Origin of the sequence: Pseudobdellovibrio exovorus JSS (genome assembly GCF_000348725.1) — a bacterium.
GTDB lineage: Bacteria > Bdellovibrionota > Bdellovibrionia > Bdellovibrionales > Bdellovibrionaceae > Pseudobdellovibrio > Pseudobdellovibrio exovorus.
In genome coordinates this window covers 222833-248883 of record NC_020813.1, presented here as the reverse complement: position 1 = coordinate 248883, position 26051 = coordinate 222833, and the positions used below count along the sequence as shown (strand labels likewise).

23 protein-coding genes and 2 pseudogenes are annotated in these 26051 nt (G+C 42.2%); 8 read left to right on the top strand and 17 right to left on the bottom strand.

From position 1 onward, the window contains the following. Position 1: 1 nt before the first annotated feature. The gene (locus tag A11Q_RS01250; protein ID WP_015468960.1) at positions 2-1237 is read right to left on the bottom strand and encodes a DEAD/DEAH box helicase; all 1236 of its coding nucleotides are present in this window, start codon (positions 1235-1237) and stop codon (positions 2-4) included. Between the two features lie 191 nt (positions 1238-1428). Here A11Q_RS01250 and A11Q_RS01245 point away from each other — a divergent pair, with 191 nt between their 5' ends. From A11Q_RS01245 to radD, 3 genes are all read left to right on the top strand, one after another. Next, entirely contained in the window at positions 1429-3234 is a 1806-nt protein-coding gene (locus A11Q_RS01245; protein ID WP_015468959.1) for a monovalent cation:proton antiporter-2 (CPA2) family protein, read from the top strand. Between the two features lie 59 nt (positions 3235-3293). Continuing rightward, a complete protein-coding gene (locus A11Q_RS01240; protein WP_015468958.1) occupies positions 3294-3773 on the top strand; it encodes a hypothetical protein in 480 nt (159 codons plus the stop codon). 63 nt (positions 3774-3836) lie between these two features. Beyond that, a complete protein-coding gene (gene radD, locus A11Q_RS01235) occupies positions 3837-5576 on the top strand; it encodes a DNA repair helicase RadD (RefSeq protein WP_015468957.1) in 1740 nt (579 codons plus the stop codon). On the opposite strand, the gene A11Q_RS01230 is transcribed toward radD, so the two are convergent. The 8 genes from A11Q_RS01230 to A11Q_RS01195 all read right to left on the bottom strand — a co-directional run bounded on the left by A11Q_RS01230 (position 5573) and on the right by A11Q_RS01195 (position 13376). Beyond that, positions 5573-6697 carry a Gfo/Idh/MocA family protein gene (locus A11Q_RS01230; protein WP_015468956.1) on the bottom strand — a complete coding sequence of 375 codons (1125 nt, stop codon included), beginning with the start codon at positions 6695-6697 and terminating at the stop codon, positions 5573-5575. The genes radD and A11Q_RS01230 overlap by 4 nt on opposite strands. Positions 6698-6836: 139 nt before the next feature. Next, the gene (locus tag A11Q_RS13250) at positions 6837-9203 is read right to left on the bottom strand and encodes a response regulator (protein WP_015468955.1); all 2367 of its coding nucleotides are present in this window, start codon (positions 9201-9203) and stop codon (positions 6837-6839) included. A gap of 288 nt (positions 9204-9491) precedes the next feature. Then, complete coding sequence (locus A11Q_RS13245; RefSeq protein ID WP_015468954.1) at positions 9492-9908, bottom strand: BON domain-containing protein; 417 nt, start codon at positions 9906-9908, stop codon at positions 9492-9494. A gap of 67 nt (positions 9909-9975) precedes the next feature. After that, the gene (locus A11Q_RS01215; RefSeq protein ID WP_015468953.1) at positions 9976-10560 is read right to left on the bottom strand and encodes a hypothetical protein; all 585 of its coding nucleotides are present in this window, start codon (positions 10558-10560) and stop codon (positions 9976-9978) included. Between the two features lie 42 nt (positions 10561-10602). Further along, positions 10603-11040 (bottom strand): BON domain-containing protein, encoded by a 438-nt coding sequence (locus tag A11Q_RS13240; protein WP_015468952.1) that lies wholly within the window; start codon positions 11038-11040, stop codon positions 10603-10605. A gap of 322 nt (positions 11041-11362) precedes the next feature. Further along, entirely contained in the window at positions 11363-11998 is a 636-nt protein-coding gene (locus tag A11Q_RS01205; protein ID WP_015468951.1) for a Pr6Pr family membrane protein, read from the bottom strand. Between the two features lie 22 nt (positions 11999-12020). Continuing rightward, complete coding sequence (locus A11Q_RS01200) at positions 12021-12929, bottom strand: M14 family metallopeptidase (RefSeq protein ID WP_015468950.1); 909 nt, start codon at positions 12927-12929, stop codon at positions 12021-12023. 12 nt (positions 12930-12941) lie between these two features. After that, entirely contained in the window at positions 12942-13376 is a 435-nt protein-coding gene (locus A11Q_RS01195; RefSeq protein ID WP_015468949.1) for a DoxX family protein, read from the bottom strand. Positions 13377-13499: 123 nt separating this feature from the next. Here A11Q_RS01195 and A11Q_RS01190 point away from each other — a divergent pair, with 123 nt between their 5' ends. Next, positions 13500-14594 carry an NAD(P)H-dependent flavin oxidoreductase gene (locus A11Q_RS01190; RefSeq protein WP_015468948.1) on the top strand — a complete coding sequence of 365 codons (1095 nt, stop codon included), beginning with the start codon at positions 13500-13502 and terminating at the stop codon, positions 14592-14594. A 22-nt stretch (positions 14595-14616) separates the two neighbouring features. Here A11Q_RS01190 and A11Q_RS01185 read toward each other — a convergent pair. Continuing rightward, positions 14617-14808: pseudogene (locus A11Q_RS01185) on the bottom strand (nuclear transport factor 2 family protein); the annotation flags it as partial. 220 nt (positions 14809-15028) lie between these two features. Here A11Q_RS01185 and A11Q_RS01180 point away from each other — a divergent pair. Both A11Q_RS01180 and A11Q_RS01175 read left to right on the top strand, forming a co-directional pair. Next, positions 15029-16561, top strand: coding sequence for a catalase (locus A11Q_RS01180; RefSeq protein WP_015468947.1), 1533 nt, complete (start codon positions 15029-15031; stop codon positions 16559-16561). Between the two features lie 203 nt (positions 16562-16764). Next, complete coding sequence (locus tag A11Q_RS01175; RefSeq protein WP_015468946.1) at positions 16765-17619, top strand: DUF6279 family lipoprotein; 855 nt, start codon at positions 16765-16767, stop codon at positions 17617-17619. Positions 17620-17727: 108 nt separating this feature from the next. Here A11Q_RS01175 and A11Q_RS01170 read toward each other — a convergent pair. Together A11Q_RS01170 and A11Q_RS01165 are read right to left on the bottom strand one after the other, a co-directional pair. Beyond that, a pseudogene (locus tag A11Q_RS01170) lies at positions 17728-17871 on the bottom strand (VOC family protein); the annotation flags it as partial. A gap of 47 nt (positions 17872-17918) precedes the next feature. Next, positions 17919-18677 carry an SDR family NAD(P)-dependent oxidoreductase gene (locus A11Q_RS01165; protein WP_015468944.1) on the bottom strand — a complete coding sequence of 253 codons (759 nt, stop codon included), beginning with the start codon at positions 18675-18677 and terminating at the stop codon, positions 17919-17921. A gap of 172 nt (positions 18678-18849) precedes the next feature. Between A11Q_RS01165 and A11Q_RS01160 the strand changes: the two genes are divergently transcribed. Then, the gene (locus A11Q_RS01160) at positions 18850-19734 is read left to right on the top strand and encodes an AraC family transcriptional regulator (RefSeq protein ID WP_015468943.1); all 885 of its coding nucleotides are present in this window, start codon (positions 18850-18852) and stop codon (positions 19732-19734) included. A 59-nt stretch (positions 19735-19793) separates the two neighbouring features. On the opposite strand, the gene A11Q_RS01155 is transcribed toward A11Q_RS01160, so the two are convergent. The 3 genes from A11Q_RS01155 to A11Q_RS01145 all read right to left on the bottom strand — a co-directional run bounded on the left by A11Q_RS01155 (position 19794) and on the right by A11Q_RS01145 (position 22428). Then, positions 19794-20489 (bottom strand): VIT1/CCC1 transporter family protein, encoded by a 696-nt coding sequence (locus A11Q_RS01155; protein WP_015468942.1) that lies wholly within the window; start codon positions 20487-20489, stop codon positions 19794-19796. A gap of 230 nt (positions 20490-20719) precedes the next feature. Beyond that, a complete protein-coding gene (locus A11Q_RS01150) occupies positions 20720-22072 on the bottom strand; it encodes a type II toxin-antitoxin system HipA family toxin (RefSeq protein ID WP_015468941.1) in 1353 nt (450 codons plus the stop codon). Next, complete coding sequence (locus A11Q_RS01145; RefSeq protein ID WP_015468940.1) at positions 22069-22428, bottom strand: helix-turn-helix domain-containing protein; 360 nt, start codon at positions 22426-22428, stop codon at positions 22069-22071. Before A11Q_RS01145 ends, A11Q_RS01150 begins: the two co-directional genes overlap by 4 nt. Positions 22429-23126: 698 nt before the next feature. On the opposite strand from A11Q_RS01145, the gene A11Q_RS01135 reads away from it, so the two are divergent. Beyond that, complete coding sequence (locus tag A11Q_RS01135) at positions 23127-23546, top strand: EF-hand domain-containing protein (protein ID WP_015468938.1); 420 nt, start codon at positions 23127-23129, stop codon at positions 23544-23546. A gap of 27 nt (positions 23547-23573) precedes the next feature. Here A11Q_RS01135 and A11Q_RS01130 read toward each other — a convergent pair whose 3' ends face one another. After that, complete coding sequence (locus tag A11Q_RS01130) at positions 23574-25019, bottom strand: type I restriction-modification system subunit M (RefSeq protein WP_015468937.1); 1446 nt, start codon at positions 25017-25019, stop codon at positions 23574-23576. Further along, entirely contained in the window at positions 25006-26049 is a 1044-nt protein-coding gene (locus tag A11Q_RS01125; protein ID WP_015468936.1) for a virulence RhuM family protein, read from the bottom strand. Before A11Q_RS01125 ends, A11Q_RS01130 begins: the two co-directional genes overlap by 14 nt. Positions 26050-26051: the final 2 nt, after the last annotated feature.

Here is a 26051-nt window from a genome sequence, read left to right as displayed (position 1 = left end):
ATTATTTCTTCTTTTTCTTTTTGCGAGGAGGCCCCATCAAGGCCTCTTCTGCAGCAATCATATCTGCTATCGAAAAACTGTCATCAATCTTAATAGCTTCTTCTAAGTGTTCTTTATGAACTTTGAGTTGATTGATCGGCGTTGCAATAAACTCTTCAATAGCCGCTAACTTTTCGCGCTCTTCAAAGCTATAAAATGATATCGCGTCCCCTTTGGCAAAACCGCGCCCTGTCCGTCCAATGCGATGGACGTAGTTTTCAGGCTCGTCAGGAAGATCGTAGTTAATAACATGAGAAATCGTTGGTAGATCAATTCCCCGCGCGGTCACATCTGTTGCAATTAACCATCCAATAGGTTGATTTCTAAAAGATTCTAAATTCTTTTCTCGCTCGGTTTGCTCCATCCCACCGTGAATGCTCACCGCTGTGATGTCATTTTTAGCCAAATGAGCTAGAACACGTTCGGCACGCACCTGTGTGCGCACGAAGATAATACATTTCGCTTCAGGGTTTGCCTTGATAAAGTTCACAAGTAAGTGACGCTTTTGATCCATTTCGACTTTAACTACCGAGTGGGTCACATTTTTAGAAACCATATTTTCCGGAGACACTTGAATACGCAAAGCATTCGAGCTGATCTGCGAGTAAGCTAACTTTTTAATACGGGGATTTATCGTCGCGGAAAAGAAGAGCGTCTGATGTCGTTGACGCAATATTCTTTTCACATTTTCGATATCCTCAATGAAACCTAAATCCAACATATGATCGGCTTCATCTAGAACCAAGATGCTGACACTGCTGATGTTGAGTTTTCTTTGGCTGATTAAATCAAACATACGCCCCGGAGTTGCAATCACGATATCAACGCCGCCATCTAATTGATTGATCTGTGCATCCTGCTCGACTCCACCATAGATGGCGTAGCTGGAAGCACGCGTATGTTTACAGAGTTTCGCAAAAACCTCACCGATTTGTTTCGCCAACTCACGTGTTGGCACCATGATCAGACAACTGACCCAATTACTGCTGCGATTAGTTTTCGTATTATGAATATGATTGATGATCGGAATTGCAAAAGCCGCCGTTTTACCACTGCCTGTTTGAGCGATAGCTAAGACATCCTCACCATTCATAATGGCTGGAATGGCCTTATACTGAATATCGGTTGTACGGAAATAGCCGTTATCAATCAGATTCTGCTGCAACTCAGGTGCTAAGGGGTATTTTTCAAATTTCATGCTTTGAATTTGTACAGGCTTCAGTCAAAATTCACAACTGAATTGCCTCTAAAGGCAAAAATTTCGCTCTAATTTCGATAGGAACCTAAGATTACAACCCAAGGTGATATTTTATCTTTTCCGTCCAGATATAGGAAACCAATTTATCCGTGTCTTGCCAAAGGTATAATCGACTGACTACCATCTATTTTATGGCCAACAATTCACATGAACTCGTTCAAGTCGTCACCCTGTTGGGTGCAGCCGTTATCGCTGTGCCTTTTTTCAAACGTATCGGTTTAGGTTCCGTTTTAGGATACCTTGCTGCCGGACTTATCATCGGTCCTTTTGGATTGCGGCTTTTTGATAATCCCAGTGCCATCTTGCATGTGGCCGAACTCGGTGTGGTGATGTTCCTGTTCGTCATCGGATTAGAGATGCAGCCGTCACATCTATGGAGCATGCGCAAAGATATCTTTGGCCTAGGCTCAGCTCAAATCGCCGTTTGTACGGCGGCGCTGACTTTGATCGGAATGGCTTTTGGATTTTCCCCTGTGGTGTCGTTTATCAGCGGAATGGGTTTTGTTCTGACCTCCACAGCTATCGTGTTTCAGATTTTAGCCGAAAAAGGTGAAATCGGAATGTCACACGGCCAGAAAATGGTTTCTATTTTGTTATTTGAAGACCTGCTCATCGTGCCACTACTCGCGCTCGTGGCCTTTCTTTCCCCACAACACACATCGAACGGCATACACTGGGATGGCATCTTTATCGCCATCGCCGCTATGGCCGGAGTTATCGCCGCAGGGATTTGGTTACTGAATCCTTTTTTTCGTATGCTCGCACGCGCCCGCGCAAGAGAAGTTCTAACAGCGGCAGCTCTGCTTGTGGTTTTAGGGACTGCACTTTTAATGCAAGTCAGTGGTCTTTCCATGGCGATGGGCGCCTTCTTAGCCGGAGTCTTACTTTCCGAATCCTCTTTCCGTCATCAAATCGAAGCCGATATTGAACCCTTCCGTGGAATTTTATTAGGACTGTTCTTTATCGGTGTGGGTATGTCTTTAGATTTGAATGTCGTCAGTAATAACATCCCTCTGATTGTGGCGGGTGTTCTTGCCATGATGATCGGAAAAGCACTTTGCATTTATTTAGTCGCGCGCTTTATGGGAAGCTCGCACAGTGAGTCCTTGGACCGCGCGATCTTGATGGCTCAAGGTGGTGAGTTCGCTTTCGTCCTCTATGCCGCTGCCGCTCAGGCCGGAGTTATCAATCAAGAAGTGAATGCCAATATGACCACCATCGTGGTGCTCTCTATGGTGTTAACGCCGATTGTGGTGATTTTGATGAAACGATTTATGCCAAAACCGACATTGTCGCTAGAAGGAGTCGATCTACCGCAAGATCTCTCTGGCTGCACTTTGGTGATTGGATTCGGACGATTCGGGCAAGTGGCCAGTCAGTTATTGCTCGCCCGCGATATCAGCGTGACGATCATCGACAGTGATGCCGAACGTATCCGCAACGCGCGCAATTTTGGTTTTCAAATTTACTATGGCGATGGAACACGCCTAGATGTCCTACGCGCCTCGGGGGCTGAAAAAGCCGGCCTGATCGCCGTCTGTGTAGATGATCCCAAAGTAGCGAATAAAATCGTCGAGCTGGTTAAACACGAATTCCCTGAAGCCAAAATTTTGGTGCGTGCTTACGATCGTATTCACGCCCGCGAATTGGCCCTCGCCGGAGTCGACTTCCACGTGCGCGAACTTTTCGAATCAGCCTTAGTCTTTGGGCAAGAGGCTCTGCGCGTAGCGGAAGTTCCTGAGGACGAGATCTTAGCTGTCGCCGAAGATATCCGCCGCCGTGATCGTGAACGCTTTGAAGCTGAAATCTCGAATGGCAATGCCGAATCTGGTCGCGGCTTTATGCACAGCAATTTACCGAAGCCGACTCCGTTGGTCGAACCGAAACGTGAAGCCGTGGTGTTAAATCCCGAGGATACAGAAGACAGTTCGAAATAATTTTATGTGTTCTGTCACAAATATCTTATAACCTACGTAATAGCCTATAGGGGGACTTTATGTCTTTTTTAAAAAATCTATCGTTAGTTTTGGCTTTTTTCGCAAGTGTGGTGCTAACAGGAACTCAATCTTTAGCTCACGGAGAAGATCAAGAAGGTCCCCATGGTGGCCACATACAAATGCCTGCCAGCTTTCATACGGAAGTGATTCCTGATAAAGATGGTTCCTTTCATATTTTCCTTTTAGATATGAATTTCAAAAATCCCACGATTAAAGACTCTGAAATTCAAGCGCGTATCACTTCTGGCAAAAAGACCACTCAGCTTCAATGTAATGTGATGGGAAACAATCATTTTCATTGCTTAGCTAAGGGCAATAAAACCCCACGCACGGGAATTTTATTTTTAAAAGCAAAACGTGAAGGAGTACAGGCTCAAATGGAGGCCCAGTACAAATTGCCACTAAAACCTTTTAAGTCAGAAGAGGCAGCAAAATCAGGTGCTGAGCCGAAGACGGAATCAAAAGCTCATCATCACTAAGCTTTACAATGACCTTGTCGCGAAAGGGTTGAGGAAGCTGGCCGGATAGACTATTATTCTTGCGTGTACCAACTTCGCGATTACCAACAGCAAGCTGTCAATAACGTCATTCGATTTTTTCAAGTTAGAAAAGATCCGGCTGTTATTGTTTTACCGACCGGAGCTGGAAAAAGTTTAGTGATCGCAGAGCTGGCTCGCATCGCCAAAGGGCGCGTTCTGGTTTTAGCCCATGTCAAAGAGCTGGTCGAACAAAACTACGAAAAGTATAAAAGCTATGGCCTTTCTGCAGGGATTTTTTCAGCCAGCTTAGGCAAAAAAGATTGGAATCAAAAAGCTATTTTCGGGAGTGTGCAATCTGTGGCTCGTGCTCCCGATGAGTTCTTCGATAACTTTTCACTGCTTGTCATCGATGAATGCCACCGCGTTGCCGAAGACAGTGATACCCAATATCAAGGAGTCATCAGTAAACTGCGCGAACGCAATCCTGATCTTTGTATTTTAGGTTTAACTGCGACTCCCTATCGCCTAGGGCTCGGTTGGATTTACGAATTTTCCCACACAGGGGAACTGAAAACAGACAAGAAGCGCTTTTTCAAACAGTGTGTATATGAATTACCCCTGTCGTACATGATCAAGAATAAGTTTCTAACAACCCCAGTTAAAGTGGATATTCCTGTTACTAGTTATGATTTTTCTGAACTCACTGAAAAAGATCGGGCTTATACCACCGCAGAAGTGGAAGAGGTTTTAAAAAGTCAAAAGCATCTGACTCCGCTGATCATCAAAAATATTATCGACATCACCGAGCGCTACAATCGCAAAGGCGTCATGATTTTCAGCAGCACAGTGAAACACGCCGAAGAGATCATGTCACATTTACCACCGCAGGATTCCCGTGTGGTTTTAGGGGATACGGATATCAGTGAACGTGATCGCATTGTGAATGACTTCAAAGAAAAGAAATTCAAATATCTGGTCAACGTTTCAGTTCTGACTACGGGCTTTGATGCTCCCCATGTAGATGTGATCGCCATCCTGCGCCCAACAGAGTCGAATAGTTTGTATCAACAAATAGTGGGACGTGGACTTCGTCTTTCAGAAGATAAAAAAGACTGTTATGTGCTGGATTATACTGGAATCGGACATGATATTTTTGCTCCAGAAATCAGTGATCGACGGCCTAGAAAAGATACTGTCCCTGTGGTGGTTCCCTGCCCTGCCTGCGGATTTCACAATGACTTCTGGGGATACGCCGACGATGAGGGAACTGTATATGAGCACTTCGGCAGAAAGTGCCGCGGAGCCACTCAGGATGCCCACACTTTTGAATATAAGCCCTGCGGTTTTCGCTTCCGTTTAAAACTTTGTCATGCCTGTGGTTGTGAAAATGACATCACGGCGCGTGAGTGTGAAAAGTGTAAGGCCGTTTTAGTCAATGCCGATGCGAAATTGAAACAAGCCCGATTATCCAAGAATGCCCATGTGTTGACTCCGGATCGTGTCACCTTTGAAGAGCGCGTAGATAAAAACTCCAATAGTTATTTGGAAGTACGCTACTACGACTTTGATGCTCGCTATGTGAGTGAGGCCTTTTTCTTTAATAATCCCACTGCTATCAAAAAATTTAATATTAACTTTTTACGTTCTCATTTACGTTTGCCAGAACTTGCATCAGAGTTCACTAGTATAGCGGATGTTTTAAAATATCAGAAACTTTTCAGATTGCCTGCCTTCGTGATTGCACGAAAGCAGGACAAATATTGGAAAATCACAGAAAAGATTTTCGCTGAAGAGCTGGTTTAGTGAGGGGCCTGAACTCCGTGTGTCTTCGGTGAAGTTATACTCGGCTTTCTTTTTGCTTGTTTGGGATCTATCTTTTTCTTTTTTTCTAGCATCGGCTTTTCTCTGAGTGAAACTGCTTTTTTCTGTTCAGCCGAGCGCAAAATGGCCTCGATAATTCTGACATCAGCCAAGCCTTCAAGGCCTGATGGTTCTGGTTTTTTGTTTTTTAGAATACATTCTGAAAAGTATAACAGTTCGGGAGCAAACTGATCCATCTTCGGAAACGTTTTTTTCGTTTCCTTTTCGTCTACAATTAAAGACAGTTCACGCTTCCCTGCGTATTCGTAGGCACCTTCTAAACGCACACGTCCTTTCGTCCCAACCAGATCGAACATACTAATCGCTTCTGTGTTAAAACTACATGTAAATGTGGCAAAGCGATCTTTTGAAAAACGCATGCTGACTGTCATCGCTTCAGGAACTTCGGCAAATAGTTTCGTCATACCTTGTCCTCCTGCAAAAGCGAAAACCTCTGTGGGCTCTTCACGAAACATCATCCTCGCGGCATTGATACAGTAGATCCCAATATCCCATATAGGACCACCACCTGTATTTTTTTGCAGACGGATGTTTTCAGAATTTTCAATTTTAAAGGAAAAACTAGAGGTAAAATACTTCAATTCCCCTAGCTTTCGATCTTTGATATATTCGACTACTTTCAAATTGGCTGGATCGAAATGTAAGCGATAGGCCACCATGAGCTTTGCACCATACTTTTCAGATAGTTGAATCAGACGTTCAGATTGTTTGGCCTCTAAAGTAAATGGCTTTTCACACAGGACATGAATACCTGCCTTCAAAGCCATGGCTGTGTACTCATAATGCATATGATTCGGTAACGCGATGTAGACGGCATCAATTGCACCAGAGGCCAGTAGCGCCTCGTACTCGTCATAGCCACAGATGGTGACAGGGTGATGTTCGTTTGCGACTTTCTGAGATTTTTTAATGTCTCCAGTAACGAAGGCCACCAAGGAAGAGTTTTCTTGAGCGTGACGGAATGCCGGAATCATCGCCACTTGGGCAATATGACCGATACCCACCACAGCATAACGGATTACTTTTTTATTATTTCGTTTCATTGAACTTCCTCCTTGTGGCATATTTCCTTCTTATTTAAAAAAAAAGAATAATACGTCATATAGAGGCAAATATTAGGCCAAACCCTCTATCGAATTTATCCCTAACTTATATCGATCCATCTTGTTCTTTAATAGGTGATTATAACAAAGAAAGTTGCGCTATTTCTGTTTTTCCTTTTGAAGGGCGGAACTTCGCTACCATTTCAATCAATTGAGCGCGTAGTACAGGTTTAGTCAAATAATCGCTAAATCCCGAAAGTCGCGCTCGTTCACGTTCTTCTTTCATCGCATGGGCAGTCAGTGCCACAATCGGTGTTTTATAATTCATTTCGCGTAATTTTTGTGTAGCTTCGTGCCCATCCATTTCTGGCATCTGTACGTCCATTAAAACCACATCGAATTTTTTCCCCAAAGCCTTTTCAACACCCTCAAGGCCATTGCAGGCTATATCTACTGAAGCACCTGCGCGTTCCAGCAATAACTGAAACAACTCTTGATTGTCTTCAGAGTCCTCCACCACAAGTATCTTCATATCTTTAAGAATACCCTCTGTCGAATGAGGTGATGTTGGATGAGAAACAAACTTTAAAGCCTTACCATAAATCATTTTTGCTTGGACTGGCAAATCTACTTTTATCGTAGCAACAAATTGACTCCCTTTATTTAAAGTACTTTGCTGGAGTTTAAATGTCCCTCCCATAGCTTCTGAAATTTTACGAGTCAGAATCAACCCAAGGCCTGTTCCTCCGAACTTCCGCGTTGTCGATATATCCGCCTGAGTAAAAGCTTTGAAAAGTTTTTTAGCCTGAGGTTGGGAAAGTCCACAACCTGTATCTGACACTAAAAACTCAAGATATGAATCTTTGAAAGTAACTGTTAATTCAACATAACCTCGTTCGGTAAATTTAATTCCATTACCAATCACATTAATCAGAATCTGACGTATCCGCGTAGGGTCCGAAATAATCAAGTTGGGTATCAAGGTAGGAATTTTTAATCTAAAATCTATGCCTTTATGTTTGGCTTTAAACTCCATGGCTGTCTGGATATCCATAATCAGTTCCGGTAAAGAAAATTCAATATGTTCTATCAGCATTTTTCCGGCTTCCACTTTCGAGATATCCAAAATATCATCAATAATTTGCAAAAGATGTGCTGAGTTTTTACTAATAACCGAAACCAGTCGTTGCGTTTCATCTGCGTTATTTTTTTCGTTTGTAAGGACCTGAGAAAATCCCATAATCGCTCCAAGAGGAGTTCGAATTTCATGACTCATGTTCGCTAAAAACGCACTTTTTGCACTATTTGCTTTATCTGCTTCTATACGAGCTTCTTGTAGCTTTTTCTCGAATACCTTTTGTGTTGTGATATCCACTGTGGTACCAAAAAGACGTATAGGGTTTCCTGATAAATCACAAGTCACTTCCGCCTGCACATCAATCCACACCGTCTTTTTATCCAAAGGTCGTATAACTCGAAAAGGAAGATGGAAGTTCCGGTTACCACGTAGCGCAGCCTGAACTTCTACATCAATCTTAGGAAGATCTTCTGGTATGATACAAGCATAGCAATCTGCATAATTCAGTACCGGCTTGATAAGACCTAAACTTTCGCGCATTTGTTCATTATAAGTAATGGTATCCGTTTGGATATCCCAAGTAAAAAAACCTACTTTCGCAACCGACACCGCTTTTTGCAGGCGTTCACTGGCTTCTGACAATTTAATTTCTACACATTTTCTTTTAGTGATATCCAATGCTGTTCCAAAGATTCGGATTAAACGTCCTTCCTGATCAAAAGTTGGCTCTCCTTCAGCAGCCACCCATATCAGTTGCTGGGTGATCGGATGCTTAAATTTAAATTCACAGGATATTTGCTTCCCACTGTCTTCGATTTTCCAAAGCTCAGCACTCAACTTTCGACGATCCTCATTCGGCAAATATCTTAAGGTTTCTTCAACAGACATTGTCTGTTTGGGAATATTCCACTGTTTTACTAAGTGATCACTAAAAGTGATACCTGACTGGTAACGCCATTCACAAAACCCTAGCTTTCCAACGTTCAAAGCCTCAGTCAAAAGATTTTGTGTATGCGACAGCTCCTGCATATACTTTTTCATTTTTTCCCGATCTTGCACACTTTTTGTTACATCGGCAGAATGAAGAAATATACTTTGAGAATTCCCATTTTCATCTTCTATACGTGAACATGAGTAATTGTAATAACGAGATGTCGAATTTACACCAGTTGGATCAACTATTTTTACAATAGATTCTTTTTCTGAAAATTTTTTACCTGTCAAAAAAACTTTTTTTAATTTTATTTCCAATCCTTGTTCAATACACTCTGGGAAGGCATCTTTAAATGTTTTCCCGACAAGCTTTCTATTTCCATACATGTTTTTAAACTCATCATTAGCATATTGAAATATTAAATCTCTTCCGCTTAACACGGCAATTGATCCGGGAAAGTTTTCAAATATTTTTTTAAAATTCATTTTTTTCATTTTGACTTTCACATGCGGCCGTTAATGGTTCCTCATGTTTAGGGCACTGATTAGTCGCACATTGATCCATGGAGTACAACAACACATGTCCACTATATCCTAATTATGAATTGATTTTTTTATGTTAAAAAAATTTGTTGAAATAACATCACTCAAAGAAGCTAGGTTCGCCATCACCTGTAGAGTTAAAAAAAATTATTCTGATGCGAATAAAAATTCATACTCACCATATAAATTCTTCACAAAAAATCAGGGGTATTTCTACCCCAAATCCGGCTCTATACTTTTTCATCTTGCCACAGTTATCTCACTGATAACTCTATTTGTACCAGCAACGCCTCTGGCGATACCTTCAATCCTGTTTTTTTCATCCATTGTCTTCACTGAGCCTCTTAAGACAACCATACCATTTGTAGTGCTCACACTGACATCTTGAGTAAATGCAGAGGTGTTCTGACTTGCTATCTGCTGACGAATACTTTGCGTGATTCTATCATCCTGAGCAGAGGTGTCTTGAATCTGAGTCATCGTTCCTTGGTTCGCGTTGACATTATTGATGTTTGTGGTCTCATAGCCACTGTCGGTGTCACTGATGACACTTGGGATTGTATTTGCTACGTCTTTTCTTTCACACGAAATAAAAAAAAGTAACGCGGCCATTATCACAACTAATACAGAAACAACGGATTTTTGATTTCTTTTCATTGAAAACTCCTTTGTAAACGTCGGTTTTTATCAAGAATAAAGATCCGCTTCTTTGTGTTTTTAACTTTTAAACGCGTGTTCTATCTTTTTCAGCTCTGGTTTCTTTTACGCTTTTATTGTTCACTTCATCATTTGTTGAAATATCCGTAGCGCCTGTTTGCTCTAAAATCATTTTAGCTTTTTTGATTTCATCCGCATTGCTGGTATGAACTGATAAAAGAATTCCACCATCATTAATATATCCGGCATAGCGTTTGGCTTCGTATTCGGGAATACCAAAACCGACTAAGCCTCCGGCGATACCACCCACAGCGGCTCCCGTTCCAGCACCTGCTAACAGAGCCACGATAGGACCTGCTGCGATCAATGGGCCAACACCTGGAATGGCTAAAGAACCTATTCCCACTAACCAGCCCAGCGCGCCGCCGACAACTAAGCCGGCCCCAGCTCCGGTAGTGGCTCCTTCTGGAGCTTTTGTTGAATTGTCATGTGCAAACTTCTGCGATCCCTCTTTATTCGGCATTAAAACCGAGATATCTGCACTGAAAAATCCATCGGCTTTCAAGCGATTCACTCCGGCTTCTAAAGCCGAGCGGCTGGGATAAATTCCAAATACTGCTTTTTTGTCATCTTGTTCTAATTTTTTTGCCATTGTGGTCTCCTTACCTATTTGTTTAAAACTGTTTGGTTGTTTCTATTTTATCGTGATTTCATTTTTCACACGTGTACGACCCGCGACATCTTTGGCAATAGATTCAATTCTGTTTCTTTCAGCCATATTTTCAACTGGCCCTTTTAGAATGACTTCACCATCAATCGTAATCACTTTTACATTCTTAGCTGCGAAAGAAAGACTGTCTTGGTTGATGATACGTTGACGAATACTCTGTGTTGTTCGGATATCAGCTTCGGAAGCACCTTGATCCTGAGCTGTCACATTGCGATTGTGATAAGTTGCAGAATGGGTGGTCGGATGCACGTGATGGTAGTCGTGATCGACTGCTGGATCATTATACTGACGTACCATGGTGTTGTCGCGGGCTCCACTATTTGAGCAGGCAGTCATTCCTACCATTGAAGCTAATGCTAGAACGGCCATAGCTAACTTCTTTGAGTTTTGATTTTTTTTCATACATTCTCCTTTGTGTTTCTTTTTGTTTGCATACATTTCCCTATGTTCCAAATTTCTTTGAAATCTATCTAAAGAGCTGAAAATGCAAATAGATGACCAACAGGTCTTAGCATGCGCGTTTAATTTTTTAAATTTTGATTTTCCAAATGAAAAACTTAAAGAAGGCTCTAGATATAGATTTTTTAATTTATTTTAGGAGTCATTTTAGAATTTATTTTTAGGATTAACGCCCCAAATATTTGTTTAAATGGGGCAGAAATGTATTTGTCTATTTGCTTAAAATCACTGCGTTGGTCGAGTTGGCACGTTGCAAAATTAAAGGTTAATTTTTTAATCTATCCCCTATTTGTTTTGAAATAAAAACAAATAGTAATCCGAACACGGCAAACAAACTGATCAAAACAGCAATGTTGATCACCAGACTCACTACTGGCAATTTCGTGGCATCAATAAAAAAGTAGGGATAGAAACCCGACAGCAAACCACGCACGAGCACACAAATCATATAGACAAATGGAAAGATTAACCACTTCGGAATCTGTGACCACCGAAGAGCTGGCTTCGCCGCGTACTTGAACCAGAATACTAAAAAGAACACTGGCATCACGGAATGCAAAAGCTCATCTACTACTCGCTGAAGTCCGGTCGGTGACCACGTCTGGCGCAAAACCAACTGATACACCAACGCCACAATCAAAATGTAAACCGAGACTGCCGTGGCCATTCCTTGCATACGAAAGAATGAAAGCTTGGAAGAGGTCACAGCATGGGCCGTTAACACCAAGGCCACTAGGGTATTCGTTAACATGGTAAAATAACTGAAAAAGCGAATGGTGATTTCAAAGTAAGATAAGGTAGTCCCATCCCGCGCTACCGGATTTTCAATCATAATCCAATACTGACCAATGACGGCAAACCACCCAATTAAAGCACCTAGTATCGCTATTTTTTGTTTCATAGAATGAGTATGCCGCAAGAGTTTATCTTTGTTGAAGTAGAAAATCTAAACCGCCCTTAAGAGCTTCGACCTGAGCTAAAATACAAATTGCATCTGTAGCCCGTGGACTGTCTGGATAAACTTCAGTTGTCGTGATATACGGAGCATTTGAAAACCCACCGCATAAAAATAATTTCTTTTTATCATAATTAACCACACCCTCTTGCACTGCGCGGTCTCCTATCAAGTTGCCATCTTTGTCGGCTTGAGCAATATGAGTTACTTTTCGTACCCGATCAATAATCGCCTTTTGAAACTCGGGCTGTGGATTCGCCGTATCGCCGACAAGATAGAAGCCATCCGGAATTTCAGAAAGATCCTCTTCAGGTTTTCCATCCCTCTTTGCCAACATCGGGCGAAAGATCGTGTTGTCGGTGTCTGTGGTTTCGTGCAAATCAAAGTGGGCCAGATAATTTACTTTTAACGAGTTAGCGGCCTCTAGAAAAAAACGGCACTCTTCTGCTGGGCTGTCCGGACGAAACGAGCGATTCGGATCAATCGCCGATGGATTCCAACGATTGATTGTTTCGTAACCCCAAGGACTCACACACGGGAAGCAGACAAAGTTAAAGTCCTGAGCGTATTTTTTCACTTCATCTTGCATAAAGGCTAAAGCTCCATGAACACCGCTGGTTTCATAACCATGCACACCTCCGGTGATCAGAATTGTTTTTTTATTCGGATCAAAGTGGCGCGACTTCACCATGTACAGAGGATAGCGTTCAGGATTATACGAAAGTGCTCCGTATTGAATGACATCCAAACTGTTATCCGCTTTTAGCTTTTCAATTTGTGTCAAAACATCATCGTGGTAAGAGCGTTTAATCGTCTGCTGCTTCAACCATTCGGCTTTTTCTTCTGGGCCCCACGGGGTTAGCTTTTGTGTCGTCATTTATTTAATCCCTTATACTTTTTTTGTCACCACTTCGCGCTTGCACCACTTCATTATAGCCCCACAGCTCCACAGCGCCCACAAAATCAAGACTGGCTGGAAGAACAGGCGAATAAACCGCGCACGATCTGTATCTAAGCCAAAGGCGTCGATGCCATTCACATATTGAGAAATATTCCCTGGGAATATGGCGATAAAAAACAAAGCGGTTAAATATCCCACATATTCAACTTTTGTGCGTTTCAATAACAGCATGGACCCTAATAAGATTTCAACGGCTCCGGATAAAAGGACGACTAAATCCCCATCGATCATCACCCATATCGGCACCTGAGCTAAAAACTCAGCGCGCGCCCATGTCATGTGTCCGATACCTGCAAATAAAAGGAAGAACCCCAAGATAGTTTTAAAAATCCTCTGCGCTGTGGACAGTTCACTGTGGTTCATAAAGCCTCCGATATGCTTTCCTCTTTTTTACACTATCCGTTTATTGAGGGCTAACGAAATATTGGTCTGTATCTATTTACAGACCTTACTTTAAGGACTAATTTAAAGCAGCGGAGTCCATATATGTTTATCCACTCAAAAAGTAATCTGCTTTTCAATGAGATGCTGAAATTAAATGTCCCTTTGATCTTAGCTCCGATGGCTGGAGTCGCCGACTCGGCGATGGCGATCGCAGTCGCTCATGCTGGAGGACTGGGCTCAATTGCCTGTGCCCTATTGAATGAACAACAAATCCGAGATGAGGTTCACGCATTCCGCGATGCTTGCCCCGACAAGCCCTTAAATCTTAATTTTTTCTGTCATCCAACACTCGGCATGTCCGAGTCGCAAGAAAAAGTGTGGCAACAAGCCCTTGCCAATTACTATCAAGAATTTAATTTAGACCCGAAGACGGATCCTGCTTTTCAAGCTCCCTTTGTTGAACGCAAACCTTTCGATGAAAATATCTGTGCTCTGTTAGAAGAACTACAACCAGAAGTGGTCAGCTTCCATTTTGGACTGCCCCACGCCCATCTTGTGGAGCGTTTGAAAACTGTAGGCTGTAAAATACTTTCATCGGCTACGACTTTGAATGAAGCTATCTGGTTAGAAAAAAATGGCTGTGACGCGATCATCGCTCAGGGGCTTGAGGCCGGAGGCCATCGCGGCATGTTTTTAAGCGATGATCTTTCAAGCCAAGTGGGCACCATGGCTCTACTTCCACAAATTGTTGATCGTGTCAGTGTTCCCGTCATTGCTGCTGGAGGTATCGCTGACGGACGCGGCGTCGCCGCTGCTTTTGCGTTAGGGGCGGCAGCTGTTCAAATCGGTACAGCCTACTTACTGACAAACGAATCTAAAATTTCTGCCGCCTACAGATCTGTGCTGATGTCCTCGGCCAGCGAAGAAACGGTGCTCACTAATCTTTTTTCAGGAAAACCTGCACGTGGTGTCGTCAACAGACTCATCCGTGAGCTGGGTGCAATATCACCCCTAGCGCCTCCGTTCCCTTTTGCAGGCAAGGCTCTGGCTCCTCTGAAATCTGCCACCGAGCAAAAGGGCTCTGGGGATTTTATATCGTTGTGGTGCGGGCAAAATCTACGCCGAGATTTGATCTCGGCTGAAGAGTTAACCCTGAGAATTTGGGAAGAGGCTCATGACGTTATTGGGGATACTTAAATAGATTGTTTATCCCGACGATTTATTTAGTCGAGTTACCATCAAACATCGTGTTCCCGTTTACTGTTTTTGCGGGAACGGATTGGATCACATCGAAGTGCTCGACGATTTTTTCATTTTCAACACGGAAGATATCGACAATCGCACGGCCCAAGTCTTTTTCATTTAATTTTGAATGAATATGAAGAGCCACTAGATCACCATCAGCAACAGCCTAGTCAGAATTAAAAACTAAGTCAGCAGCAAGAGTGAATTTCATTTCGCAGGAAGTAAATTGTTAAAATTTTTTTAAAACTATTTTCGATCGCATGTTCGATCCCCTGATGACGACGTCGGTGAAGCGAACGACGCGCTCTATTGTCTTGGCTATTTAAATTCACGCCAGTATAAATAAATATGCATTTATTTTGAACATTTTTAAATAAGGAGGAATCATGAGTGATTCAGATAAAAAATCAAAATGTCCTTTCAGTCGTCTAACCACAGCCTTCGGTGCACCCGTAGCTGATAACCAAAACAGTATGACCGCAGGAGCGCGTGGACCACTGTTGATGCAAGATGTTTGGCTCTTAGAAAAATTAGCCAACCTGAATCGTGAAAATATTCCCGAGCGCCGTATGCACGCCAAAGGTTCTGGAGCCTTCGGAACCTTTACAGTGACCAACGATATTACTAAGTACAGTAAAGCTAAGATCTTTTCACAAGTAGGAAAAAAAACTGAAATGTTCGCCCGCTTCACAACTGTTGCCGGCGAACGCGGAGCCGCAGATGCCGAGCGCGATATCCGTGGATTTGCTTTAAAATTCTATACAGAAGAAGGCAACTGGGACATGGTGGGCAATAACACTCCGGTGTTCTTTGTGCGTGATCCCAGAAAATTTCCTGATCTTAACAAAGCCGTCAAACGCGATCCAAAAACCAACTTAAGAAGTGCCACAAACAACTGGGACTTCTGGACACTTTTGCCAGAAGCTCTTCATCAAGTGACTATTGTGATGAGTGATCGTGGAATTCCGAAAAGCTATCGCCACATGCACGGCTTTAGCTCGCACACGTACAGCTTTATCAACAGCAACAACGAACGTTTTTGGGTCAAGATGCACTTTCAAACTCTACAAGGAATTCAAAATCTGACAGATCAAGAAGCAGAAACACTGGTCGGCAAAGATCGTGAAAGCCATCAACGTGATCTTTTCGATGCCATCGAACGCAAAGACTATCCGAAGTGGAAAATGTCGATTCAGGTGATGCCAGAAACAGATGCGGACAAATATCGCTTACATCCATTTGATTTGACAAAAGTTTGGTACAAAAAAGATTATCCGCTTATCGAGGTGGGAATCGTCGAGCTGAACCGCAATCCTGAAAATTTCCACGCCGACGTTGAACAAAGCGCCTTTGCTCCGAACAATTTAGTTCCAGGTATCAGTGTCAGCCCTGATAAAATGTTACAGGCCAGATTGTTTGCGTACAGTGATGCTCAACGCTATCGCCTTGGTGTGAACCATCACCAAATTCCTGTCAATGCGGCTCGCTGTCCTGTGAACAGCAATCATCGCGATGGACAAGGGCGTGTCGATGGTAATTACGGCGGAACTCCGCACTACGAACCGAACAGTTTTAAGCAGTGGCAAGAGCAATCCGAGTTCAAAGAGCCACCGATGAAAATCACAGGCAATGGCGATCACTGGAACTTCCATGATGATGACTCGAATTACTTCGAACAGCCTGCTAAGTTGTTTCAATTGATGAAACCAGAACAACAACAGGTGCTTTTTGAAAACACAGCCCGCGCTATGGGTGATGCAGAAGAATTTATTAAATTCCGTCATATTCGCAACTGCCATGCCGCCGACCCGAAATACGGAGCCGGAGTTGCCAAGGCCTTAGGTTTGGATTTAGCACGTGCGCTGGGATCTAAAAAAGATGATCCCGCACTGGGCAGTCCTGCGGCGTTGCCTGTTTAAAAAATTTTTATGTAAACATTTATAGAAAAGCCCATTGCACATCACGCAATGGGCTTGGCTTAAGTCTTCTAAACAGGCTTGAATGATTCCAGAATTACCAGACACGAGGCATATTGGGGCGTTGACACCTATTCAGTGAATTTCAGGCCCTGATAGATCATTCAAATCTAGATTTTCACCAACTTGGACCGCATAATAAGTTTATGAGCGGTAAGATTTTCTTCACACTCAGTTTTGCATTTATCATCGCCAGTTGCACCCAGCAGCGGATGGCCTTTCGCTTTGCCGATACGGCTGCTAGCTGGCGGGCCGATGACTATTTCGATCTGAACAGTGCGCAGAAAACCCAAGTCGAAAAACAGTTGAAGGTGTTCTTACACGAGGCCTACGAAAATAACGATCGCGAAATTCCCAAGTTGTTTGATAAGGCTGATCAATTGTTGGCTAACGTAAATGATCAAAACAAGCTCGATTGCAAAGCCGCTGATAAAATCCGTGAGGACGCGGGAACTTTATTTGCGAATATTCCTGCCTTAAGCGCCAGCCACATTAAAACCTTGACTGATAGCTTAAGTGAAAAACAGATCAAGTATTTCATCGACAAAGTGGCCCAAGATATCAAAGAAGATGAACAAAAGCTGAAAAAGCCTGACGATCTTCACGATCGCCGCCTGAAAAGAACTTTAGATAATCTTAAAGTCTTCCTTGGCAACCTGACATCCCAGCAAGAAAACGCTGTTCGCGCCCATATGAAAGCGAATCCGTTTCCGTTTGCGGAAAGATTAAAAAACAAGAAAGCCAATTACGAAAAAACAAAACAGCTCGGTGACAATCCGGAAGCTTTCAAAAATTTCATTGTGGATTTCGTTCAGAGCTGGCGCAATTACCAGTCGGCCGAGTACTTAAAATTATCTGATGAACAGCGGTTACAAAATGAAAAATTTTATCAACAGCTGATCTGCGATTCTTCGACGCAACAGCTGCATTTTTTACGTAAGAAACTGTCGGACATTAAAAAAGACTTTGAAGAGTTTTTTGTTCCGGCGCGGGGGAACTAAATCCCCCAGCCTTCACAGACGGCTATTACCCACGGGCAGCCGCTTCAATAGCCGTCACATCAATTTTTTTCATTTTCATCATGACTTTAAAAACGCGAGTCACAGCATCCCCCGCTTTCCCGATGGATAATCCGCCGGAGCTTTGTGAACAGTTCCTACAGAGCTATTCGGAAAAGTTTTTGCGTAAAACTGAGCGGCCTGTTCGGCCTCTTTATCGAACATGATACAAACTGTATTTTTTGGTATTTGCATAAGGCCTCCTCGAGGTGAGTTTAGGGGAGTTTTTGGACTTTAAAGATCTAAAGCAGGTGACCGCCAGAAACTTCAACATCTTGAGCTGTCATCCAAGCAAAATCATCCGAAAGAATACTGACAATCACTTTTCCTAAATCGTCTGGCGAGCCTATGCGACCCAAAGCTGTTTGTTCAGCTAAAGGTTTCAGAAACTCTGGATGTTTATCCATAACTCCATCACCGAAGTTCGTATGAGTAGGACCCGGAGATACCGCATTGACGCGAATCCGACGTGGCGCCAGTTCCTTAGCAGCATAGCGAGTCCAAACGGATAACGCCGCTTTCAAAGAGCCATAGACCGAGTATCCGGGGAAAGACTGACTTTTTGAAGAACTTGTCGTGTTCACAATCGAGCCTCCGTCCTCCATGAATTCAAGAAGTTGTTTTGTTAGAAAGACAGGGCCTCTATAATTTGTTTTCATAATTGTATCGAAGTATTCGTCAGACATTTCCGATATCAAGCAAGGACCACCCACTCCACCATTGTTAACCAGATAATTGAAAGTTGTTCGGCCCCATATTTCGTGCAAAACTTTTTTCACATTTTCCACGAATAGACTGAAGCTTTCGCTTTGCGCGAGATCTAACTTCAATGCCACCGCACGTATACCTTTATTTTCTTGTTCGATTTTTTTAACAACTTCTTGGGCACGATCAGCATATTTATTGTAAGTCAGAATTACCCCGATACCACGCTTACCTAATTCTAGAGCCGTCGATCTACCAATTCCGTTACTGCCACCTGTTACAATTGCGATTTTCATATTAAATCTCCTTTTTTAAAGCATTGCTGCAGCCATAGATTCGACGTTTTTTAAGAAAAAACCTAGATCCGGCCGTTTCTTATTATTGCCTAAAAATTCCATTATATTTATTTATTCTATTAAATTTAAAACGAATATAGCCTAAAAATACCTTTTGTATTATAATAAACCCATGAAAGACCTGCTCTCTGAGATCGCTCGCTTGACAAAGCACTCCCCTGTTTGGCCGAAGCAAACCGCTTTGGCCAGAGTTATGATTACAAAAGGCGAAATCCCTCAACATCAGCTTGCAGCAGTGTACGAGCCGATGATCGGATTCACAGTTTTTGGTCGAAAGACAATTTCTTTTGGCGAGTCCACGGTAAAGGCTGAAGGGCCCTCGTACTATGTTATCCCGACCCAAGTACCCGCCACTGGCAAAGTCGATCAGGCAGAAAACGGTCAAGCGTATTTGTCATTGGGATTAAAGATAAACAAACAGCTGCTGCGCAGTTTACTTGAGGATAACTCCAGACGAATTCAAAGAAGTGAAGACTCACAAGCTATTTTTGCGACTCGTGCGACTGAAGAGTTTGTCAGCGCATGGGTACGCCTATTGCGATTGCTTGAAACCCCTGAAGACATTCCCGCTTTGGCTTCTGTTTATGAGCGAGAGATTCTTTATCGCATTTTGATTGGCCCGCAAGGTCAGCGCCTTAAACTTGCGTCGTTTGAAACCGGACCACAGTCTCAAATTCACAGGGCGATTCAATGGATTCGCGAGAACTATTGGCGAACCCTAGATGTACGGCAAATTGCCGAAAAATCCGGAATGGCTTGGACAACATTTCATCGACAATTTAAACGAGTCACTGGTTTAAGTCCTATTCAATATCAGAAAGAGCTCCGACTTCTCGAAGCTCGAAAGATATTAGTTCACCAAGGATTATCGGTTCGAGAAGCCGCTTTTCAAGTTGGATATGAAAGTGCCTCACAATTCAATCGTGAATACTCGCGCCACTTCGGCTCTTCGCCAGCAAAAGATGCTCATTTAATTCGTGTAGAAAGTAAACTTTAAATCGGGTGCTTTTTTTCTGGTAACCCACCTTGTGCGATTATCAACAAGAAGTTCAACTTTTAAACTGATGCTCCGAATAGAGTGCCCACACCTGCCGTAAGTGCCATTGCTAAGGCTCCCCATAAAGCGACTCGAAAAGCACCCTTCCATATGTTGGCGCCTCCTACCCAAGCCGCAAGAATGCCAAGTACAACAAGAAAAACTATCGATCCCCCTGACACAAGAGGGATTAAGATTTCACGGGAGGAAATTAAAATAAGAAGTAATGGCAGCGCCGCTCCCACAGAAAAGGCTCCGGCAGAAGCCAAAGCGGCCTGAATGGGTTTAGCACTCATGACTTCAGTTATTCCTAGCTCGTCCCTAGCATGACTTCCCAAAGCATCGTGTGCCATTAGCTGCTCAGAAACTTTGGTTGCCAATTCAAGGTCAAGTCCACGCTGAACATAGATCTGAGCAAGCTCCATGCGCTCATACTCAGGATTAGCAGCTATTTCTTTCTGCTCTTTTATTAAATCAGCACTTTCTGTATCTGCTTGCGAGCTTACCGAAACGTATTCTCCGGCTGCCATCGACATGGCTCCAGCTACTAATCCCGCTATTCCAGCCAACAGAACACTTTGCTGAGAAGAGTTAGCAGACGCAACTCCCACAATTAAACTAGCTGTGGATACGATTCCATCGTTGGCACCCAATACTGCGGCACGAAGCCAATTAATGTGTTTTGACTTATGTGTTTCGGGCGGAATTTTATTCATTTTGTATTTGAATCCACTGGTTGTATCTCATCGTGTTTAAGTGGTGACATGACGCCACTACTATAATATCCAATACTTAAAACTATCTGACGAATAGCGGGTGAAAGGCAAACAGTTTTATCAACAGTTGCAGTTTCTACGAAAAAAGTTGTCGGATATCAAAAAAGACTTTGAAGAGTTTTTTGTTCCTGCAGGAGGATTGTGAAAGACCTGTAATTTATTGGGCTCTTCTACTTCCCAGCTTTTTTCTTTTTGTACAGATCCGTTCTTAAATTAAGTCTAATATCGTCTTGAAATTTTTTGGATACTTTGGCCTGTTCAGCATATTGATCCCAGCGTTTAAAAACATCCGTGATGTTTTCTATAATCTTAAGTGCTTTATCGTTGGTCAAATCGGCTTTTTTCGAAAGCTCCAGCAGATCTTCCTCTGTAAATTTGTCTCTTTTTCCATTGATTCTCATCTGATGTTGGTTGGTCCATTCACCAGAAGGATTGTAACTGTAACTCATATCAAAGGCTGGCGAAAGTTTCCATTCCCCCTGCTTATTCATTAAAAATGCGATGTTCTTCGTGTGATCGTCTTGATTTCTGCCTATAACATTAAATACTGCTCTTTTATATTGTTGTTCAAGAGCTTGTAATTTGTTGTCCGACACGACTTCCCGAATCACCTCTAAGGCCTGTTCGTAGCTGTACGCACCTGCGATATTAAAATCAAAATGGGCAATCCCACACAGCGATTGCATATGCAGCTTTTCACCACCATCTAAGCGGTCGAATCTTTTTGTCATAAAATGAGCTCTGTCGTTTTCCTCATATAACCGGCATTCGCTCATATCAATCCCACAGGCCTTCGCCATCAAGTAATAAGCATACTCAATACGCCCATAGCCTTTCGGATCGTTTAATTCTTTGTCTTTGTTATCAGAAACTCCATCTAACTTTAGCAGCCAGTAGGTAAACTCTTTGTCAGTCGCCAATTGACCCGATCTGACTTCGCCAGTTTTTTCATTGTATGCAATTATACATTTGGCCCGTGCACCGCCTGCCGAAGTACCAATGACCAATAAATTTGTTAAAGCTTCTTTTCTTTTTTTATCATCTTTTGAGTTCAGATTTTCTTTTACATTGCCCCTGTCGGATAAAATGCTTGAAGCCAGCTCAACCATTTCATGGACATCAATAGGCACATTACTTTTTCTGGCCACATAACTGCTGGGTTTGAATTCCAAGGCTCCCATACCTCTTGATCCGATATAGCAAAGTCTTTCCACAGAATGAAAACTGTCGACGTCCCTTCCCTGTTTTGCCAACCAGACATTGATCAAAGAGTTGCCGAACTTATCTGGCAGTGAATCAGCCAACATTCCTGGCAGACCTTTGAATGTTTCTTTTGATAACTCAATAAATTCATACACCCCTATTTTATTTGGCATCTTTAAAGGAGCTGGTTCAATCGAACTTTTTAAAAACTCTTCGTCATACTCAAAAGATCCGATTTCTCTTTCAGAACTCCAACTTACATATCCAATTAAAGAACCCCACAAATAAACTTCAGCAACGTTCGTTACAGCTAAACTCATTTCTTATCTTCTTCCCATAGCCATGGTCCTCGGGTGGATTTTCCTTTAGTGCGACGAACCCTTTGTTGCACATTATTTTTTCTAACAGCCTTTGCTAGCAAACTCGGTGTTATCCGATTAACAGAGAATACAGATTCTAATGCCTCTGTCATATCGAGCACTTTTAAAATATTGATCAAACTGTAAAGGGTGATGTTTCCTTTACCCGTTTCGAAACGCGTAATTGAATTCAAGGAAATGCCGCTCAGTTTGGATAGTTCTGCCTGGGAAATATTCTTTTGCAAACGCCGAGTTTTCACCGCTTCGCCGATCAGCTTCAACAGTCTATAGGTGCTTTCATCATTCCAATTATTCATACTCTATTATATTATCATATATGGTAATATAATGCCATATTTTGCTTATAATTACCCATATAAAGTTAATTATTACATATGTATTAAATACTCATATATAGATAATTATAGCCGTATAATTCATATAAATACCAATATATGAGTATTTAATGATTTTTAATGTATATAATTTAGTTATTGCATGATATAGATCAGTAAATACAATAACTTAGCATACAGCTCAAGAAACCCCTTACGCAAAATCAATGACCATCCCGCTTATTCTCGTTGGCCTAGTCTACGCTTCTGTCGGAGGAACTCTGCTTATCACAAATCCGAAAAGAATTGTCACTTATCAAGAGGCCTACCAAAAAATCCGATTGAGTTCGTACAATCAAAAAAAAGCACGTACAGATAAATTCATCAGCGATTGTCCCAAAACACTTTAGGCACTTGTTGCTGTTGGAATTTTTGCCATGATTGGTTATGGATTAACTTTGAAGCCTTTTCCGAATGCTCTCAGTTTAGCTGTTATCCTCTTTTGTCTTTCTGGATTTGTGGTTGATCACTTTTCAAAAGAAAGAACCTTCACCTTGCAAAAGAAATCGAGTCGGAGCTGAAAAAAATAGGAGGCCCTTAAATTTAAGCTTAGGGTGTATAGGGCTTTTGACTCAAAACGAAAGCCTTGTTAGCCTCTTTTTTTAACCGAAGAGGTCGCGATGAAACATACTCTGTTATTTAGTTTACTTGCAGCTGCTTTTCTAAACTTGTCGTCTTGCGAGTCCATCACAGAAACGCACACAAAAGGGTCTACACACTATTCTGCAAATGAGCTGACCGCGCCGCGCGGTTATGACCCGAATGGCGATGGTCATGTGACATTTCAAGAGTACATGGTCGAAGTGGGAAACATTTACGGCTCGATGCTAAAACCCAATGCCACGGATCTTGCCGTTCAAGATTGTTATCAAAAACATATCTGCCAAGGTTTAGATGCAAATAACGATGGTCGCGTTTCAGCCAGTGAATTCTTTGAAGGCAAATACAAAATTTTCAAAAAATTCGATCGCGACAACGATAACGTTTTATCCGCGGATGAATTTAAAGAAGCGAAGAAGATTTTGCTGAGAAAGGATTAGTTTGACCGTTAAACTAACGGTCACTTCTTAAACCTCTTTCAAAAGCTCCTCAATATTTGCAAGCGATTCCTGCAAAAGCACTTTTATCTCTTCTGCGTATTGTTCGGGTTCAAGAAGTTCTTCAGACTCGACTCCGTGCGGATTATAATGAGAAGCAGATAAATTGGTCTGAGCTTCTAAAATTTTCTCGACAGGAACAAGCCAACTTCTTTCTGATTCTTTACGCTTTTTAAAAGCTTTTAAAAGCTCTTCAAAATGCTTGTCAGTGATACCATTCTTTTTAGTCAGCTTTTTGTCATCCAGCAATGGTAGTTCGTAGAACCACACATCTTTGGTTCGTTTCGTCTTATCAAAGAAAATGACAGATGTTTTTACAGCCGAATACGGCAGGAAGACCCCAGCTGGCAAACTGACCACAGAGTGAAGATTACACTCTTCAAGAAGTTTCTTTTTAAAGTTTAAATAGGCTGCATTTGTTTGAAATAGAACCCCTTCAGGAATAATAACAGCTGCTCGTCCATTAACCTTAAGCATCTTTTCTATATGCTGTAAAAATAAAATCTCTGTGGCGTTTGACTCAATCGGAAAGTTCGCTTGAATCATTCGTTGCTCTTTACCACCAAAAGGGGGATTAGCCAAAATTACGTTGTGCTTTTCGTGGTCTTCAATGGTTCTAATATCACGGCCCAGCGTATTTCCCTTAACAATTCTAGGGTAATCCAGTCCATGTAGCGTTAGATTCATCAAACATAATACAAAAGGAAGAGGCGTCTTTTCTTGTCCATAAAATGTCTTATAATTTAAAATTCTTCTTTTATCAGGGGTTGTCGCCTGATCTTTCATTTGATGATGGGCCTCGGCCAAAAATCCCCCTGTCCCGCAGGCAGGGTCATAAACTGTTTCACCGATTTTAAGATCAAGAAGTTTTGCCATAGAACGAACAAGAGAACGTGGTGTATAAAACTCGCCATTATTTCCTCCGCCCTCCTGCATCTCTTTTAAAAGACCTTCATACACATGGGACAACGTAAAAATCTCGTCACTGATATCAAAGTGAATTTTTTGGATCTCTGAAATCACATCCCTCAGTAGATACCCACTATTCACTCTGTTTACAGAGTTAGAAAATATCGCGGCGATTATGTCACGGGGGTCACCCTCTTTTTGCCCTTTAAGGCTAGACAGATACGGGAAAAGATCGTCATTAATAAAGCCAATCAGTTCTTTTCCAGTAAGTCCTGATTTATTTTGTGCCCATTGACCCCATTGGTATTTTTTTGCAAGAAGAGGAGTATATTTTTCCCCTTCTATTTCCATCATGTCTTTACGCTCTTTTTCTTTGTCATCAAAAAACTTAAGATAAAGAAGCCAAGAAAGAACCTCAGTATAATGAACTGCACCACTGATTCCGTCGTCTGTTCTTAGAATGTCACAGCATTTTTTAATAATATTGTCTAAATCACTTTTTCCCATGTTTTTTTCCCGCTTTTTGTTCAATTTCTTTTAAAGTGCTTTCAAGCTCTTGCAGGTGCTCTTCTTCTGACAGAGCGTCTTGAGCTTCTTTTCTATTTTTTTCAAATAACTCATATTGTTTCTGCGCGTGTTCTAACATTTGATGTTGGGATTTTTTACCAGCATTTTGTAACACATCTCGGTTGTAGAATTTTAAAAACTGCTCTGTTTGCTCTACCCATTCAGCCAAAGTGATCGCTTTACGCTGCCTAGCTCGGTCGTCAGCAAAGTCTAAGAACATGTTCACTAAACTATTCAGCTCTTTGACTTCCTCTTCTGTAAGATAATTCTTGGCGATATCAATGTCTTTTTTGCGGACCACTTCACCGTCAAAGGTCGTCAGTCCCATATTCGGCTTACTGCCGTCAGCCCGCTCTATTATAAGCTCTGCCGCTGTTTTTCCCGTTTGCGCAAAAAGCAATCGATTTTGAATCGTGGCAAAAAACTCGCGGGTTTGCGGCGCATCTTTATCGTAGTCTGTACTGGTTTCTTTAATAAGATCGCGCACCTTTTGATAGAACCTTTTTTCGCTGGCCCTAATGTCTTTAATGCGCTCGATAAGCTCGTCAAAATAATCCCACCCTCCAGGATTTTTAAGACGCTTATCATTCATCACAAAGCCTTTAACGAGGTATTCGTTCAAACTCTCGCTTGCCCATTTTCTAAACTGAGTCCCTCGCTCAGAGCGGACACGATATCCTACGGCCAAAATAGCCCTGAGATTATAATGACTTAGCTCACGCTCTACATTGCGCGACCCCTCTTGTCGAACTATCCGGAAATTCCGGATAGTTGCATTTTCAAGCAGCTCCCCTTCGCCATAGATATTCTGTAAATGCTCGTTCACGGTTTTTAAGCTGACATCAAAAAGCTCGGCGATCTGATTCTGAGTCAACCAAATCGTCTGGCCTTCGTGATCTAATTTGATCTCGAGCTGCACTTTTCCATCATCCGTATTATAAATCAGAATTTCGTTATCTTTTATTTTCATCT